3 protein-coding genes are annotated in these 18,080 nt (G+C 45.2%); all 3 read left to right on the plus strand.

Features of this window, described 5'->3' with window-relative positions:
• Positions 1 to 209: 209 nt before the first annotated feature.
• Genes ACFW2W_RS02045 through ACFW2W_RS02055 form a run of 3 tightly spaced genes read left to right on the plus strand, consistent with a single transcriptional unit; the run spans position 210 to position 17,931 of the window.
• Positions 210 to 7,043: an amino acid adenylation domain-containing protein gene (locus ACFW2W_RS02045; protein ID WP_378172653.1), complete on the plus strand. Its 6,834-nt coding sequence runs from the start codon at positions 210 to 212 to the stop codon at positions 7,041 to 7,043.
• A gap of 3 nt (positions 7,044 to 7,046) precedes the next feature.
• Entirely contained in the window at positions 7,047 to 11,921 is a 4,875-nt protein-coding gene (locus ACFW2W_RS02050) for an amino acid adenylation domain-containing protein (protein ID WP_378172655.1), read from the plus strand.
• Positions 11,911 to 17,931 carry an amino acid adenylation domain-containing protein gene (locus tag ACFW2W_RS02055; protein ID WP_378172658.1) on the plus strand — a complete coding sequence of 2,007 codons (6,021 nt, stop codon included), beginning with the start codon at positions 11,911 to 11,913 and terminating at the stop codon, positions 17,929 to 17,931. The genes ACFW2W_RS02050 and ACFW2W_RS02055 overlap by 11 nt, the downstream gene beginning before the upstream one ends.
• The last annotated feature ends 149 nt before the right edge of the window (positions 17,932 to 18,080 follow it).

Raw genomic sequence — 18,080 nt, forward strand, 5'->3', positions numbered from 1 at the left:
TGGAAGATTTTACAAGTTGTTTAAGATTGCTATATACCAATACAGCTCACTTAAGAATAGTTGTAGTTGTAGGTTGGGTTGAGGAACGAAACCCAACAAATGCTTATGCGTGTTGGGTTTCGTTCCTCAACCCAACCTACAATAAACCGTATTGTGCTATATACTCTCACGTCTTTCTCTAGCACTAAGCTTTTATGGAGTAATTAATTATGAATAATATTTCTCAAAGAATTGCTGCTTTATCTCCGGAACAACGGGCGCTACTGGAACTGCGACTCAAACAAAAGGGTTTTACTTCTGTTAAAACTCAATCAATTCCTCAACGAAAAGATTCCAACTCGTTGCCTTTATCTTTTCATCAGCAACGGCTGTGGATTATTCATCAACTAGAGCCAGATAGCCCTATTTACAACATCCCCATCGCCATAGAATTGACAGGACTTTTAAATGTAAAAGCACTGGAACAAAGCCTGAATCAAATTCGGCAACGACACGAAGTTCTACAAACCCGTTTTATTGCGGTGGGGGGACAACCTGTACAGGAAAAATTTTCAGGTTTGACGTTGAATCTGCCCGTAATCGATTTACGTAACTTGCCTGAAAGCAAACAACAGCAGTTGTTGGAAGATGCGAAAAAGGAGGAAGCTCAACGTCCTTTTGACCTATCACAGGAACCACTACTGCGAGTGAAGCTGTTGCAGCTGAGTGAGACAGAACACCTGATGTTGTTCGCGATGCACCACATCGTTTCTGATGGTTGGTCTCGTGGTGTGATTATTCAAGAATTGGCTGCATTGTATGAAGCGATTTGTCAAGGCAAGCCCTCACCATTACCTGAGCTTCCGATTCAGTATGCCGACTTTGCTGCATGGCAACGACAGTGGCTTGTGGGAGAAATTCTAGAAACTCAGCTTAACTACTGGAAGCAGCAATTAACGGGTGCTTCCCCAATTTTGGAACTGCCTACAAATAGACCGCGACCAACTGTTAATACTTTTAGGGGCGCTAGGCAATTTTTCACCATTTCTCAACCGCTTGCCTTATCGCTGAGGGCGTTGAGTCAGCAGTCAGAAAGTACGCTGTTTATGACGCTATTAGCGGCTTTTAAGACGCTGCTTTACCGCTATACGGGGCAGCAAGACATCTCGATTGGCACTCCCATGACCAATCGTAGCCAGAGGGAAACTGAGCCTCTGATTGGTTTCTTTGTCAACACGCTGGTTTTACGCACGCTGCTGTCTGAAAACATGAGTTTTCAAGAATTGCTGGCGAGGGTGCGCGAAGTGGCGCTACAAGCTTATGCTCACCAGGATCTGCCCTTTGAAAAGCTGGTAGAGGAACTACAGCCAAGTCGCGATCGCAGTTATACACCCCTATTCCAGGTGATGTTTGCCCTCCACACTGCCCCCAAAACAGCCTTGCAGCTCCCAGGTCTGAGTTTGAGTCTTGTGGAGGTAGAAACTGGCACCGCCAAGTTTGATTTGACGCTAGAGATAACGGATACCGAGCAAGGACTGACAGGATCGTTGGAGTACAACACTGACTTGTTCGATGCCGCTACGATTACTCGGATGCTGGGGCATTTTCAAACGCTGCTGGAAGGCATTGTGGCGAATCCCGATCGCCGTTTGTCAGATTTGCCCTTATTGACAGCTGCTGAAAGATATCAGTTGTTGGTGGAGTGGAATCAGACTCAGACTGATTACCCCGCCGATAGCTGCTTTCATCAGTTATTTGAACAGCAGGTGGAGAAGACGCCGGATGCGATTGCGCTAAGCGCACGCTTCGCGATCGCTCTCACATTTGAAGATCAATATCTCACCTACAAACAGTTAAATGAACGTGCGAACCAACTGGCGCATTACCTGCAAAAAAAGGGGATATCAACCGAATCTCTCGTTGGCATTTGTGTAGAACGCTCTTTGGAGATGATGGTCGGACTCATCGGCATTCTCAAGGCAGGAGGAGCTTACGTGCCGTTAGACCCATCCTATCCCCAAGAGCGCCTATCTTTCATGCTGTCAGACGCTCAGATGCCCGTGTTGTTAACTCAACAGCATTTAATAGAAAAGCTACCTCACCACACCGCTAAAGTTATTTGTTTAGATGCAGACTGGGATTGCATTTCCCAAGAAAATGTAGAAAGTCCATCGAGTGAAGTTAACGCCGATAACCTCGCCTACGTCATCTATACTTCCGGTTCCACGGGTAAGCCAAAAGGAACCTTGATTCCCCATCGAGGACTGGTGAACTACTTAAGTTGGTGTTCGCAAGCTTACGCAGTCGAAACCGGGAAAGGCGCTCCGGTTCACTCTTCCCTTAGCTTCGATATGACGATTACCGGGTTATTTTCACCTTTATTAGTGGGAAATCGGGTAATCTTGCTGCCTGAACAGGGTATCGAGGCTTTGGGTATCGCACTGCGGCAGGGTGGTGACTTTAGTTTAGTTAAAATTACCCCGGCTCAGTTGGATTTGCTGCGCCATCAGTTAACACCTGAAGAAGTGGCGGGTCGAACCAAAGCCTTTATTATTGGCGGCGAAAATCTTTTAGCTCAAAGCATTGCATTTTGGCAAAAATTTGCTCCTGAGACTGTATTGGTAAATGAATATGGTCCTACAGAAACTGTTGTGGGATGCTGCATTTATCAAGTTCCTCTAGGCAAGCATGAATCTGGATCGATCCCGATTGGTCGTCCGATTGCGAATACTCAACTTTATATTTTGGATCGGAATCTGCAACCTGTCCCGATTGGCGTGATTGGTGAGCTACATATCGGCGGTGCAGGAGTGGCGCGGGGTTATCTAAATCGTCCAGAATTGACAGCACAGAAGTTTATTCCTAATCCGTTTAAGAACCTAACCCCCCAACCCCCTTCCCTACAAGGGAAGGGGGAGAATTGCTTCTCTCTCGTGGTAGTGGAGGGAGAAAATTGCTCTCCTCTCGTGGTAGGGGAGGGGTTGGGGGAGAGGTCTCGCCTATATAAAACGGGGGATTTGGCGCGTTACCAAGCTGATGGCACGATTGAATATCTGGGAAGATGCGATCGCCAAGTCAAGCTAAGAGGCTTTCGGATTGAACTAGAAGAAATTGAATCGGTATTAGCACAGCACCCCCAAATTCGAGACGTGGTGGTGCTAATTCGGGAAGATGAACCGGGACCTAAATTGGTGGCTTATGTTGTTCCTAAGTCAGCAGCAGTCCCCACAGTTAGCGAATTGCGCTCTTACTTACAACAGCAACTGCCAGAGTATTCGATCCCATCTGCCTTTGTCACTTTAGAGTTTTTACCGCTAACTCCCAACGGAAAGATAGATCGTCAAAAATTGCCATCTCCGGGGATAGCCAGACCAAACTTAGATGATGCTTTTGTGGCACCTAGAACGCCCGCAGAGCAGGTTTTGGCAGAAATTTGGCGCGAAGTTCTCAAACTGGAGCAAGTTGGCATCCACGACAACTTCTTTGCTTTGGGCGGTGATTCGATTCGGAGTATACAAGTGCGATCGCTTGTGCAAAACCGAGGCTTAAACTTCTCTCTACAACAACTATTCCAATATCAGACGATTTCCGAATTAGCACCATATCTAGAAGCGAGTGAAATTGAAAAGACTGCTTCCGTTGCACCTTTTAGCCTCATTTCCGAAGCAGATAGTCAAAAATTACCTAATGGAATCGAGGACGCCTATCCCCTCACCAAGTTGCAAGCAGGGATGCTATTCCATAGCGAATACAGCCCAGAAACAGCAGTTTATCACGACATTGTAAGCTTCCAGGTGCAAGCAACTTTTGACCTGGAAGCTTTGCGAACAACCATCAAATATCTAATCAGTCGTCATGCAGTGTTACGCACCTGCTTCGACTTAACTACCTTCAAAGAACCGCTACAACTCATTCATCAAACAGTTGAAGTTCCTCTGCAAGTAGAGGATTGGCGTCATTCTGAACAAGCAGACGCACTCACTAACTGGTTTGAAATCGAAAAAAGCCGAAACTTTGATTGGACTCGTCCTCCTCTGCTGAAATTTCAGGTACATCGCCGCAGTGAGGCAACATTTCAACTCACTCTCAGCTTCCACCATGCTATTCTCGACGGCTGGAGTGTAGCTTCTTTATTCTCCGAGTTGTTTCAACAGTATTCTGCCTTGCTGGAAGGCAAACAAACTCTGGCAGTTTCGCCATCACCTGTTAGTAATTTCCGAGATTTTGTATCTTTAGAACGTCAAGCGATCGCATCCGAGGAATGTCGCAGCTTTTGGAGCGAAAAGTTAAAAAACAGCACCATTTCTAAACTGCCTCGCTGGTTTCCTCCGGCTCAAGAAACCCATCAAAAGAAGTCATGCACGCAAGAACTTTTCCTCTCCTCTGAGACTTCCGCAGGTTTAAAAGAACTCGCTGAATCCGCAGGCGTTCCCCTAAAAAGTGTTCTCCTAGCAGCACATCTGCGAGTATTAAGTTTGTTAAGCGGTCAATCAGCAGTTTTAACTGGCTTAGTATCCAATGGCAGACTCGAAAAAAAAGATGGTGAAAAGGTTCTAGGACTTTTCCTAAACACGCTACCATTTTGCCAAGAATTGCCAGGAGGAACCTGGATAGACTTGGTAAAACAAACCTTTGCCTCTGAACGGGAATTACTACCTTTTCGTCGCTATCCCCTGCCATTGCAGAAAGTGTTAGACAGGCAATTGCTTTTTGAAACGGCTTTTAACTTTACACATTTTCATGTTTATGAAAGTGTTCTAGGATTAAAAAATATTGAGATATTAGACGCGGCGTTTTTTGAAGAGACAAACTTTGCTTTAATTGCTAATTTTGTCTTGAATCCGGTTAGCGATCGCGTCCAAATCAAGCTGGAATATCAAGCATCATTTTCTCAAGAAGAAACAGAGGCGATTCGGGGATATTACGCTAAGACTCTTGAAGTCATGGCAAACCAACCTTCGGCACGTTATGAGTTATCAACTCTAATTTCTGCGAAGGAACAACATCAGTTACTTGTAGAGTGGAATAATACTCAGCTTAATTACCCAAAAGATGCGTGTCTCCATCAATTATTTACCGCTCAGGTAGAGAAAACCCCTGACAATATCGCAGTCGTTTTTGAAGGCAAAGAATTAACTTATCGGCAATTAAATCAACAAGCTAACCAAGTAGCGCATCGCTTGCAAAAGCTAGGCGTAAAACCAGAAGTTTTGGTTGGCATTTGTATGGAACGCTGCCTAGAAATGGTGGTGGGATTACTTGGCATTCTCAAAGCAGGTGGAGCTTATGTTCCTCTCGATCCGTCTTATCCCCAAGACCGCCTAGCTTTCATGCTGTCAGATGCTCAAGTAACTGTGCTGTTAACTCAACAGCATTTAGTCGAAAATATTCCCAAACATAATGCTCAAGTTTTATGCCTCGATTCAGATTGGGAAAGCCTTGCCCAAGAGAGCTTAGAAAATCCTCCTAGCGGTGTGACTGCGGAAAATTTAGCTTACGTTATTTATACCTCTGGTTCCACAGGAATTCCTAAAGGGGCAATGAATACCCATCGCGGTATCTGCAATCGTTTACTGTGGATGCAGGATACTTATCAACTAACAGAAACAGACCGAGTTTTACAGAAAACGCCCTTCAGCTTTGATGTTTCCGTTTGGGAATTCTTCTTGCCTTTGTTAACCGGATCTTGTCTAGTTGTGGCTCGACTCGGAGGACATCAAGATAGTGCTTATTTAGTGGATCTGATTGCCCAAGAGCAAATCACCACCATTCATTTTGTGCCGCCAATGCTTCAGGTTTTTCTAGAAGAACCAGGATTAGAAAAATGTCAATGTCTCAAACGAGCGATCTGTAGTGGTGAGGCTTTATCTTACGAACTGCAACAACGCTTTTTTGCCCGGATGGACGCGGAATTACACAATCTTTATGGCCCGACAGAAGCGGCAATTGATGTCACTTATTGGGCTTGTAATCCAGAAAGTAAATTAACAAGCGTTCCGATTGGTCGCGCGATCGCTAATACTCAACTTTATATCCTCGATCGACACCTGCAACCCGTTCCAGTTGGTGTGCCTGGTGAACTCCACATCGGCGGTGTTGGCTTAGCGCGAGGCTATCTCAATCGTCCTGAATTGACAGCAGAGAAGTTTATTCCGAATCCATTTAAAAACCTAACCCCCCAGCCCCCTTCCCTACAAGGGAATGGGGAGAATTGCTCCCCTCCCCTACCAGGGGAGAAGTTGATTCCGAATCCATTTAAAAACCTAACCCCCCAGCCCCCTTCCCTACAAGGGAAGGGGGAGAATTGCTCCCCTCCCCTATCAGGGGAGGGGTTGGGGGAGAGGTTCCGCCTATACAAAACTGGAGATTTAGCGCGTTATCTACCTGATGGAAACATTGAGTTTCTCGGCAGAATTGACAATCAAGTAAAACTGCGGGGTTTTCGCATCGAACTGGGAGAAATTGAAGCAGCGCTGATGCAATATTCAGCCATCCGAGAGACGGTGGTTTTGCTGCGGGAGGATAACCCCGGTGACAAGCGTTTAGTCGCTTACGTTGTTCCCAAAGAACAAGCATCCAGCATTCACGATCTACGCGGCTTCTTGAAACAGAAACTGCCGAGTTATATGGTGCCATCCGCCTTCATGTTTTTAGAGGCGTTACCTTTAACGGCGAATGGCAAAATCGATCGTCGAGCATTACCTGCACCAGAAAATATACCGTCATCGGCAGTTGCTTATATAGCTCCCCGTAACCCGGTTGAAGAAAAGCTAGCGCAACTTTGGACTGAAGTTCTCGACCTTAAGCAGGTAGGCATTCACGACAACTTCTTTGAGCTTGGCGGTAACTCTTTAGTAGCGACTCAACTAATTTCTAAAGTGCGCCGTACATTTCAAGTAGAAATTCCTTTGCGAAATCTATTTGAGTTGCCAACTATTGCTGGAATTGCCGAAAGCATTGCTCAAACTAAAGAGAGTAACGCTGATGCTCAGGAAGCAGCGATTAAGCCAATTTCCAGAACGGCTCGTCGCGGTTTCCACAATCAATTAAAAAAGGGAGAGTAAACGATGACACTGCATTCTTCCTGGGACTATTCCACAGATATTGACAATGCTGTGAATTCTTCAGAAGACGATATTTTCGTTCTTCCAACTTCTTTTGCACAAGCGAGATTGTGGTTTCTGGATCAATTTGAACCAGGCAGTCCTTTTTATAACATTCCTGCCGCTGTCCGCCTCACAGGGAGACTTAATGTTGCCGCATTGGAACAAAGTCTCAATGAAATGGTGCAACGTCATGAAGCTTTGCGGACGACATTTGCAGTTGAAGATGGTCAACCAGTGCAAGTTATCCGAGCCAGCTTGACTCTAAACTTGCCGATTGTAAATTTAACAGCGCTACCAACAACTGAGCGAGAAGCTGAGATTTCCGCAAGAGCAAATGCAGAGATTCAACAACCTTTTGATTTAACGCAAGTTCCTCTGTGGCGAGTGACGCTGCTACGACTGAATGAAGCAGATCATGTGTTGCTACTCACCATGCACCATATCATCTCGGATGGTTGGTCTTTGGGAGTGTTTCTGCGAGAAATGGCAGCACTTTATGAAGCCTTTTCTAATAGCAACTCCTCCCCGCTACCGGAACTTCCGATTCAATATGCAGACTTTGCCGTTTGGCAGCGCGACTGGCTTCAGGGGAAAGTTTTAGAAACTCAGCTCAATTACTGGAAACAACAGTTGAGTGGTTCTCTGCCAGTGCTGCAACTGCCAAGCGATCGCCCTCGACCTGCTATTCAGTCTTACACAGGTAGAAAACAATTCTTCACCCTCTCCAAGACTTTAACAGCAGCGCTCAAATCGCTAAGTCAGCAAACGGGTGTCACTTTGTTTATGACAATGCTGGCGGCATTCCAGACGCTAGCACACCGTTACACAAACCAAGATGACCTGATTGTGGGGACTGCGATCGCTAATCGCAATCGAGCGGAAGTAGAAGGATTAATCGGGTTGTTTGTCAATACCTTAGTGCTGCGAACAGATCTCAGTGGCAATCCCACTTTCCGAGAGTTACTAAATCGAGTTCAGAAAATAGCTTTAGGTGCTTATGATCACCAAGATTTGCCCTTTGAAAAGCTAGTAGAAGAACTGCAACCAGAGCGGGATTTGAGCCAAAATCCCCTATTTCAGGTGTGGTTTGCGCTTAACAACGCTCCCATGCCAGCGATGCAGCTGGTGTCGGGACTAACCCTAACTCCCTTAGAAGCGGACAGCGGCACCGCACAGTTCGATTTGAGCTTAGATATGGTCGAACGGGGAGAAGAACTGATTGGCTCGTTTGAATACAATACCGACCTATTCGACACTACCACTATTACTCGCATGGTGGGGCATTTCCAAACCCTGCTGGAAGGAATTGTTGCTGATTGCGATCGCTCCCTATCACATTTGCCATTACTGACAGAAACCGAACAGCATCAGTTATTAGTTGACTGGAATGACACCCAAGCGAATTATCCTACAAATCTCTGCATTCATCAGTTATTTGAAGCGCAGGTAGAGAAGACACCGGATGCTGTTGCTGTCGTATTTGAGAACCAGCAACTAACTTATGCAGAACTCAATGCTAAGGCGAATCAACTAGCGCATCACTTGCAAAAACTAGGGGTAAAACCAGAAGTTTTGGTAGGCATCTGTGTAGAACGCTCCCTAGAGATGATTATCGGAATTTTGGGCATTCTCAAAGCGGGTGGCGCTTATGTACCGCTAGACCCTGCCTATCCTCCAGAGCGCTTGGCTTTCATGTTATCAGATACCCAAGTACCCGTGTTGCTAACTCAACATCGGTTTTTAAATAGTCTGCCTCAACACGAAGCAAAAGTTGTGTGTCTGGATGCAGATTGGGAAGCAATTTCACAAAATAGCATCCATAATCCCCTCTCCAAAATAACTGCCGAGAACCTGGCATATATCATCTATACCTCCGGTTCTACTGGCAAAGCTAAAGGAGTGATGATTCAGCATAGCAGCCTGGTTAATATCTATTTGGCTTGGGAAGAAACTTATCAACTTCGCGCTGCACAAAGTTGTCACCTTCAGATGGCGAATTTCTCCTTTGATGTATTTACAGGAGACTTAGTTCGTGCCTTATGTTCTGGTGGAAAGTTGGTTCTGTGTCCCCGCGAATTATTGCTAGAACCACCAAAGCTTTATGAATTGATGCTCCAGGAAAAGGTTAATTGTGCCGAATTTGTTCCAGTTGTTTTGAGGAGCTTAGTTCAATATGTGGAAGACAACAAAAAACGTCTCGATTTTATGAGGCTGCTAATTTGTGGCTCTGATAGTTGGTATGTGCGAGAGTATGAAAAATTCCGCCAATTTTGTGGAAGTCAGACGCGACTGATTAACTCGTTTGGCTTGACAGAAGCCACGATTGATAGTTCTTATTTTGAAGGAACGGCTACTTTATCTAGTGAGCAGTTAGTACCGATTGGGCGTCCCTTTGCCAACACTCAGCTTTACATTTTAGACTCGCATCTACAGCCGTTACCTATTGGAATTCCTGGCGAATTGTACGTTGGTGGTGCTGGCTTGGCGCGGGGTTATCTCAACCGTCCTGAGTTGACACAAGAGAAGTTTATTTCTAACCCTTTTAGTAACGAACCGCAGAGGCGCAGAGAGCGCAGAGAAGGAAGAGAAGAAGGCGTAAGTTTTATATACAAAACTGGAGATTTGGCGCGGTTCCTACCTGATGGCAATATTGAGTATCTTGGCAGAATTGACTATCAAGTAAAAATTCGGGGCTACCGTATCGAATTGGGAGAGGTTGAAGGAGTGTTAAGTCAACACCCTGCTGTGCGTGAAACGGTAGTTTTAGCTGGCGAAAACAAGGCAGAAAATAAACGCTTAATTGCTTATATAGTGAGCAATATTAGCAATTTTGAATTTAAAGAGGCGCACAGCAGCGTACCCCTACAGGATTCAGGATTAATCAAAGAATTGCGTAGTTTTCTAAAGGAAAAACTACCGCATTATATGGTGCCATCGGCTTTTGTGTTGTTGGAGGCTTTACCACTAACACCTAATGGTAAATTAGATAGGCGATGCCTAGGGCAAGGACTCCGTCCTACGCTTCCTGTTCCAGATCAAACCCGTTCCCAAGTCGAAGCAGCTTACACCGCACCTCAAACCACAAGGGAAGAAGTTCTGGCGAGAGTTTGGTCGCAGGTTTTGGGAGTTGAGAAAATTGGCATTCACGATAACTTCTTCGAGTTAGGTGGAGATTCTATCCTGAGTCTTCAGGTAATATCTAAAGCGCGCGATGCTGGACTTCAGCTAAGTCCAAAACAAATTTTTCAATATCAAACAATCGCAGAGTTAGCAACAGTAGCAGGTACAACGCAGACGACAATTCAAGCCGAACAAGGTATCGTAACTGGCTCGGTACTTTTGACACCAATTCAGCAATGGTTCTTTGAACAAAATCTACTCAATGCTCACCACTGGAACCAGGCAGTTTTGTTAGAAACTAGGCAACACCTGGATATCACTAAGTTAGAAAAGGCGGTACAGGCATTACTGAAGCATCACGATTCACTTCGATTACGTTTTGTCAAGGATGCATCCGGTTGGCAACAGTTTTACGCTGACGTTGATGAAGTAGATACAGTAGGTTGGGTTGAGGTAACGAAACCCAACAAGCCTTCTGAGTTGGGTTTCGTCGCTCAACCCAACCTACGCTCACACGTTATCAAATTTGATTTTTCTAAGCTGCCAGAAACCGAACAAAAACGAGCGATTGAAAATACTGCTAATGAACTCCAAGCCAGCTTAAATTTATCCGAGGGGTTGCTAATTCGGGTTGCTTTATTTAACCTTGGAGCGAATCAACCGAACCGTTTGCTGATTGTCATCCATCACTTAGTTGTTGACGGGGTTTCTTGGCGAATATTACTAGAAGATTTGCAGACAAGTTACGAACAAATCAGGCGAGGTGAATTAATTCAGCTTCCAGCTAAAACAACTTCATTTAAAAAGTGGTCTGAACAACTCCAAGAATATGCACATTCAGCCGCATTAAAGCTAGAACTAAATTACTGGCTGACAGAATTGCAAAAACCGATTTCTCGCTTACCCGTAGATGCTAACGGAATCAATACAATGGCTACGGCTCAAACCGTATCCGTCAGCTTGAGCCAAGAAGAAACTCAAGCTTTATTACAAGAAGTTCCCAAAATTTATAACACCCAAATAAATGATGTGTTACTAACCGCTTTGGGACAAGCTTTTTCGCAATGGACGGGGATGGATTCGGTTCTGGTGGATCTAGAGGGACATGGACGAGAGACGTTCTCTGAATCACTTGATTTATCGCGCACTGTAGGCTGGTTTACTTCAGTTTTTCCCGTGTTGCTGGTGGGTAAAAATAGCCAACCCGGAGAGGCTTTAAAAGCAGTTAAAGAACAACTGCGTCGGATTCCCAATCGTGGCTTTGGCTATGGTGTGTTGCGCTACCTCAGCAGCGAAGAAGTCGCCTTGGCACTAAAAGCATTGCCTCAAGCCGAAGTGACTTTCAACTATCTCGGTCAATTCGACCAAAGTTTACCGCCATCCTCGCTATTTAAAATAGCTTCCGAATCTACTGGAAATCTTTATAGCCCAAGAGGAAGTCGAGCGTATCTATTAGAAATTAATGGATTAGTTGCAGTTGGTCAACTGCGCCTGGAATGGAGTTTTAGCGAAGCGGTACATCGCCTTGCAACGGTGCAGAGACTGGCTGAGGGTTACATAGAGGCATTGCGATCGCTTATTGCCCACTGTCAATCCCCAGAAGCAGGCGGCTACACTCCCTCAGACTTTATCGCCGCCAAAGCTAGTACCAGCGACTTCGATAAGTTGCTAGCCCAAATTAGTCAATCCAAAAAAGGCAGCCGCCATGAAAGTTGAAAATCTGGAAGACATCTACGAACTTTCACCGATGCAGCAGGGGTTGCTGTTCCATACGCTGTATGCCCCAGAATCGGGAATGTATTTCGAGCAGTATAGCTGGACGGTGCAAGGAGATTTTAATGCCTTGGCGTTCAAGCAAGCTTGGCAAAGCGTAATCGACAGACATTCGATTTTGCGGACTGCCTTCTTTTGGCAAGATTTGGAAAAGCCTTATCAAGTGGTTTACCGTCAAGCTGAACTGATTTGGGAGGAACAAGATTGGCGGCAAATTTCGCGGGAGTTGCAAGCAGAACGGTTAGAAATGTTTTTGCAGGCAGATCGCGATCGCGATTTCGACCTTTCCCAAGCCCCCCTGATGCGTCTCGCCTTGATCCAATTGGCAAATGATGCGTATCAAGTGGTTTGGAGCCATCACCACATCCTTTTAGATGGCTGGTCGGGTCCCCTGGTATTTAAAGAAGTTTACGCCTTTTATCAAGCCTTCTGCCAAGGTCAAGACTTACACCTAGAACGCCCCCGCCCCTTCCGGGAGTACATTACCTGGCTCCAACAGCAAGACTTGTCGAAAGCGGAAGCATTCTGGAAAAAGACACTGCAAGGCTTTACCGCGCCGACTCCTCTAGGGCTAGATCGGACTTTGCACAACCAGGCTCTAGAAAAGAACGAGAACGAGCTGCAAATTAAGCTATCGCAGGCTGTCAGCGCTACTCTGGAATCTTTAGCACGACAGCATCGCTTAACGATTAACACCTTAGTACAAGGTGCTTGGGCTATCCTTCTGAGTCGTTATAGCGGCGAACAGGATGTCGTCTTTGGGGCAATTTCTTCTGGGCGTCCGACAGATTTAGTAGGGGTAGAATCCATTGTCGGGATGTTTGTCAACACTTTGCCGATGCGGGTATATGTCAATCCCGAAGCCCAACTTTTGCCCTGGTTAAATAGTTTCCAAGCTCAACAAGCAGAGATGCGTCAGTACGAGTACAGTCCTCTCGTCAAAATTCAGGGCTGGAGTGAAATTCCTGCCAACGTATCTTTCTTTGAGAGCATCGTCACCTTAGAAAACTATCCCGTTGAACCGGAACAATGGGAAGAAAATCAGAACCTAAAGATATACAATTTGCAGGTTTTTGAGAAGACAAATTATCCCCTAACGATCATGGCAGGAACGGGAGCGGAGTTGTCGCTCAGAATTTTGTACGACGATCGCCGTTTTGATGCCGCTACAATTACTCGGATGCTAGGGCATTTCCAAACATTGCTGGAAAGCATTGCGGCTAATCCTAATCAGCGTCTTGCTGACTTGCCAATTTTGACCGCAGCAGAGCGTTATCAGTTGTTGGTGGAGTTTAACCAAACTCAATATTGTGTGGCAAACCTAACCCCCCAACCCCCTTCCCTGCGAGGGCAGAGGGAGCATGACTCCCCTCTCATTGCAGGAGAGGGGGAGAGGTTAACCCAAGAGTATAGCTACCCGACTCAATCCCCAATTAGGCAATGCATTCACCAGTTATTTGAACAACAGGTAGAACAAACACCGGATGCGGTTGCGGTAATTTTTGATAACCAACAACTTACCTACGCCGAACTCAACAATCGAGCCAACCAACTAGCACATTACCTGCCAAAACTCGGCGTGAAACCAGAAGTTTTGGTTGGCGTTTGTATGGAACGCTCTTTGGAAATGGTGATTGGACTTTTGGGTATTCTCAAAGCGGGTGATGCTTATGTGCCGCTAGATCCCAAGTATCCCCAAGAACGATTGGCGTTCATGTTAGAGGATACGCAAGCATCGGTATTGTTGACGCAACAGCAACTCATTGAGAGTCTTCCGAAACACAATGCTAAGGTTGTATCTCTAGACTCAGATTGGGAAATTATTGCTCAGGAAAACCCAGAAAATCCTGTCACTCAAATAAGCGCAGATAACCTCGCCTACATCATTTATACTTCTGGTTCTACTGGCAAACCGAAAGGGGTGGCGATCGCACATTACAATACTGTTGCTCTAATTGATTGGGCAAAAACAGTGTTTACAGCAGCGGATTTAGCTGGGGTTTTGGCTTCTACTTCTATCTGCTTCGACTTGTCAGTTTTTGAAATTTTTGTTCCCTTAAGCTGCGGTGGTACGGTTATCTTGGCTGAAAACGCCTTGTATTTGCCGATTTTACCAGCAGCGGAGCGAGTGACATTAATTAATACTGTGCCAAGTGCGATCGCTTCCTTACTCCGAGATAACGCCATCCCCGCTTCAGTCCGCACGGTTAATCTCGCTGGCGAACCCCTGCCAAATAATCTGGTACAGCAACTCTATCAGCTTAACCACATCCAGCAAGTATTTAATCTCTACGGCCCTTCCGAAGATACTACCTACTCAACATACGCCTTAATCGAACGCGGTAGCCAAGGAACTCCACCAATTGGTCGTCCGATTGCCAATACACAAGTCTATGTATTGGATAACACTCTACAACCTGTCCCCATCGGCGTTGCTGGCGAACTCTATATTGGTGGTGCAGGACTGGCGCGAGGTTATCTCAATCGTCCAGAACTGACAGCACAGAAGTTTATTGCTAACCCATTTAATAAAAACCTAACCCCCCAACATCTTTCCCTTGCAAGGAACGATGAGAATTGCTCCCCTCCCCTAGCAGGGGAGGGGTTGGGGGAGAGGTTCCGCCTCTACAAAACTGGAGATTTAGTTCGTTATCTTCCTGACGGAAACCTAGAATTTTTAGGTAGAATTGACCATCAAGTGAAAATCCGAGGATTCCGCATCGAACTTGGGGAAATTGAGGCGACATTAGCGCAGCATCCAGTCGTTGATCAAACCGTTGTCTTGGCTCAAGAGGAAGATTTGAATACGCCTCGCCTCGTTGCTTATTTGACAACAAAACAACTTCCTCAAGATTCAGGTAAATTGCCAAAAACACAATGGTATTCTGAGCAGGTATCGGAATGGGAAACAGTCTTTGAAAAGACTTATCACCAAAATTCCAATATTCAGGAAGACACTTTGAATATTAGTGGTTGGAATAGTAGTTATACAGGCTTACCAATTCCAGCCGAAGAAATGCGGATGTGGGTTGACTACACCGTTCAGCAAATTCTCGCCTTAAAACCCTCCCGCGTTCTTGAAATTGGTTGTGGATTGGGTCTACTTTTGTTTGGGATTGCACCTTATTGCTCCCATTACTTGGGCACCGACTTCTCTCAATCTGCACTTGACTATGTTCGGCAGCAATTAACAACGGAAAACCTGCCCCAGGTAGCGCTAGATAGACGAATGGCGGATAACTTTGAGGGAATAGAAGCGGGTGCATTTGACGCGGTAATTATTAACTCCGTAATTCAGTATTTCCCCAGCACAGATTACTTGTTGCGCGTCTTAGAAGGTGCTATCAATGCTGTAAAACCAGGAGGTTATATTTTTGTGGGGGATGTGCGTAGCCTGCCACTATTAGAAGCTTTTCATGCTTCTGTACAACTGCACCAAGCTCCTTCTAACCTTTCCATAACTGAATTACGGCAGCGGATTCAAAAACGCTTACAACAAGAACAGGAACTAATTATCGACTCGGCATTTTTCACAGCCCTGAAGCAGGAATTTTCCAAAATTAGTCACGTCCAAATTCAACCGAAACGAGGTAAATACCAGAATGAATTGACAAAGTTTCGCTACGATGTGATTCTTCGAGTCGGTGCTAAAGTCGATTGTATACAAGATTTTACTTGGCTGAATTGGCAGAATAAAAAATTGACTCTTGACAAGATTCATCAGTTACTGGAAGAAACCAACCCAGAGATTTTAGGAATTACGGAAATTCCTAATGCGCGTCTCGTAGCTGAGATGAAAAATTTAGAATTGCTAGCTGAAACCGATGGAGGAGAAACTGTTGCAAACTTGCGAAAATTCCTGCGAGAAAGCGATACGGAATATGGGATTGAACCTGAAGATATTCTGGCTCTAGGTCAAGACTTATCTTACTGCATTCACCTTAATTATTCGGGCGAACATTACGATATAGTGTTTGTGCAGAAAACCTTGGCATCTCCAGACAAAGTTCCAGGCTTTTTGGAAACAAGTGGCAAAGCAAAACCTTGGAAAAATTATGCGAATAATCCGCTGCAAGGAAAACTAACTCGTGAATTGGTGCCTCAACTGCGTGATTACTTGCAAGAGAAGCTGCCGGAATATATGGTGCCTTCTAACTTTATCCTGCTGGAAGAATTGCCGCTAACTCCTAATGGTAAAATCGATAGGCGGTTGCTAAATACCCTTAGTCAAATACACCCTTATCTTGAAAAAACATTTGTTGCGCCACGTACACCAATTGAACAAGCAGTTGCCGATATCTATGCCCAAATTCTAAATCTACAGCAGGTAGGTTGCTCTGATAACTTCTTTGAATTAGGCGGTCACTCGCTACTCGCTACACAAGTAACTTCCCGGTTGCGAGAAACTTTCCAAGTCGAATTACCGCTACGGACTTTATTTGAGTCACCCACTGTTGCGGAATTAGCTGAAGTAATTTCCTCAACTCAGCAAGCAAAACAAAGTTTAGATTCTATTTCCATTTCGCGGGTTTCCCGCAATCAGCCACTACCGCTATCTTTTGCTCAACAACGACTGTGGTTTCTCGAACAGCTAGAACCAGGTTCGCCTGACTATAACATTCCGGCACCAGTTCGCCTGGTAGGACAATTAGACGTTGCGGCGCTAGAGCAAAGTTTTAACGAAATTGTGCGGCGACACGAAATATTACGCACCAGTTTCGTGATGGAAGGGCAACCGATTCAAGAAATTGCTCCTACTATGACAGTGACATTTCCTGTTATCGACTTGCAAGCATTTTCAGAGGCGGATCGAGAAGAGAAAATTCAACAATTAATTGCTGAAGCAGCATTAAAACCCTTCGATTTAACTCAAGCACCGCTGTTTCGGATGCAACTGCTGCAACTCGGTGAGGAAGAACATATTTTAGTTCTAGTTTTGCACCATATCATCTTCGATTTGTGGTCAATTGGGGTGCTGCTGCAAGAAGTGACTGAACTCTACAAAGCTTTTACGACTGGGGAAATTTCTTTGCTACCTGAATTACCAATTCAATATGCTGATTTTGCGGTTTGGCAGCGGCAATATCTCCAGGGAGAGGTGCTGGAAAAGCATTTAAGTTATTGGAAACAACAATTAGGCGGCAATTTACCATTAGAAATACTAAGCGATCGCTCTAGATCCGCTGTTCAGTCAAATCGAGGTGCCATCCATTATTTTGCTTTCCCCAAGGATTTGAGCGATGCAATTCAAGCTTTCAGTCAGCGGGAGAAAGTAACCTTATTTATGACGCTTTTGGCGGCGTTCAAAACCTTGCTCTACGCTCACACGGGACAGGAAGATATACTCATCGGTTCGCCTATTGCCAATCGCGATCGCGTTGAACTAGAAACACTCATTGGATTCTTTGTCAATACTTTAGTTCTCCGCACTGATTTATCTGGAAATCCCAGCTTTCGAGAGTTACTAGCACGGGTGCGCGAAGTCACTTTAGGCGCTTATGCTCACCAAGATTTGCCCTTTGAAAAGCTGGTGGAGGTGCTGCAACCCAACCGAAAACAAAGTGAATTTCCCTTATTTAAGGTATGGTTCGCACTGGAAAATGCCCCAATTCCAGACGTAAAGCTGCCGAAATTAACGCTTAGTTCGGTTAATTTTTACAGCGGTATTGCGCGATACGACTTAAGATTTGGTTTAACGGAGACAACCGCAGGTTTAAAAGGCTCATTAGAGTACAAAGCCGAGTTATTTGATGCCACAACCATTGCTCGAATCGTCGGACATTTAGAAGCGATTCTGCGACAAGCCGTGGCACAACCAGACATTAGATTAGAACAACTTGCTTGCGCGATCGCGCAAGCAGAACAACAACAGCAAATCGCCCAAGAAAAAGAACTCGCACAAACTAGCCTGCAAAAGTTAAAGCGAGTTAAACGCAAGGCAATGCACGGCTAGAAACGCCCGAAAATCAATTTCTACAGCTTAAGCAGAAATCCGTCAAAACGGACTAACACATCTAATATTTAGTCGGTTTCAACCGACTTTGGCTATGAGCCAGGAATTTAAATTCCTGGCGTTATTACGGAAAAAGCACACTTTTGTAA

It is taken from the genome of Coleofasciculus sp. H7-2, assembly GCF_042747725.1.
GTDB lineage: Bacteria > Cyanobacteriota > Cyanobacteriia > Cyanobacteriales > FACHB-T130 > FACHB-T130.

Coding starts and splice junctions, on each gene's coding strand:
- ACFW2W_RS02045 (WP_378172653.1), top strand. CDS start 210: ATGAATAATATTTCTCAAAGAATTGCTGCTTTATCTCCGGAACAACGG.
- ACFW2W_RS02050 (WP_378172655.1), top strand. CDS start 7,047: ATGACACTGCATTCTTCCTGGGACTATTCCACAGATATTGACAATGCT.
- ACFW2W_RS02055 (WP_378172658.1), top strand. CDS start 11,911: ATGAAAGTTGAAAATCTGGAAGACATCTACGAACTTTCACCGATGCAG.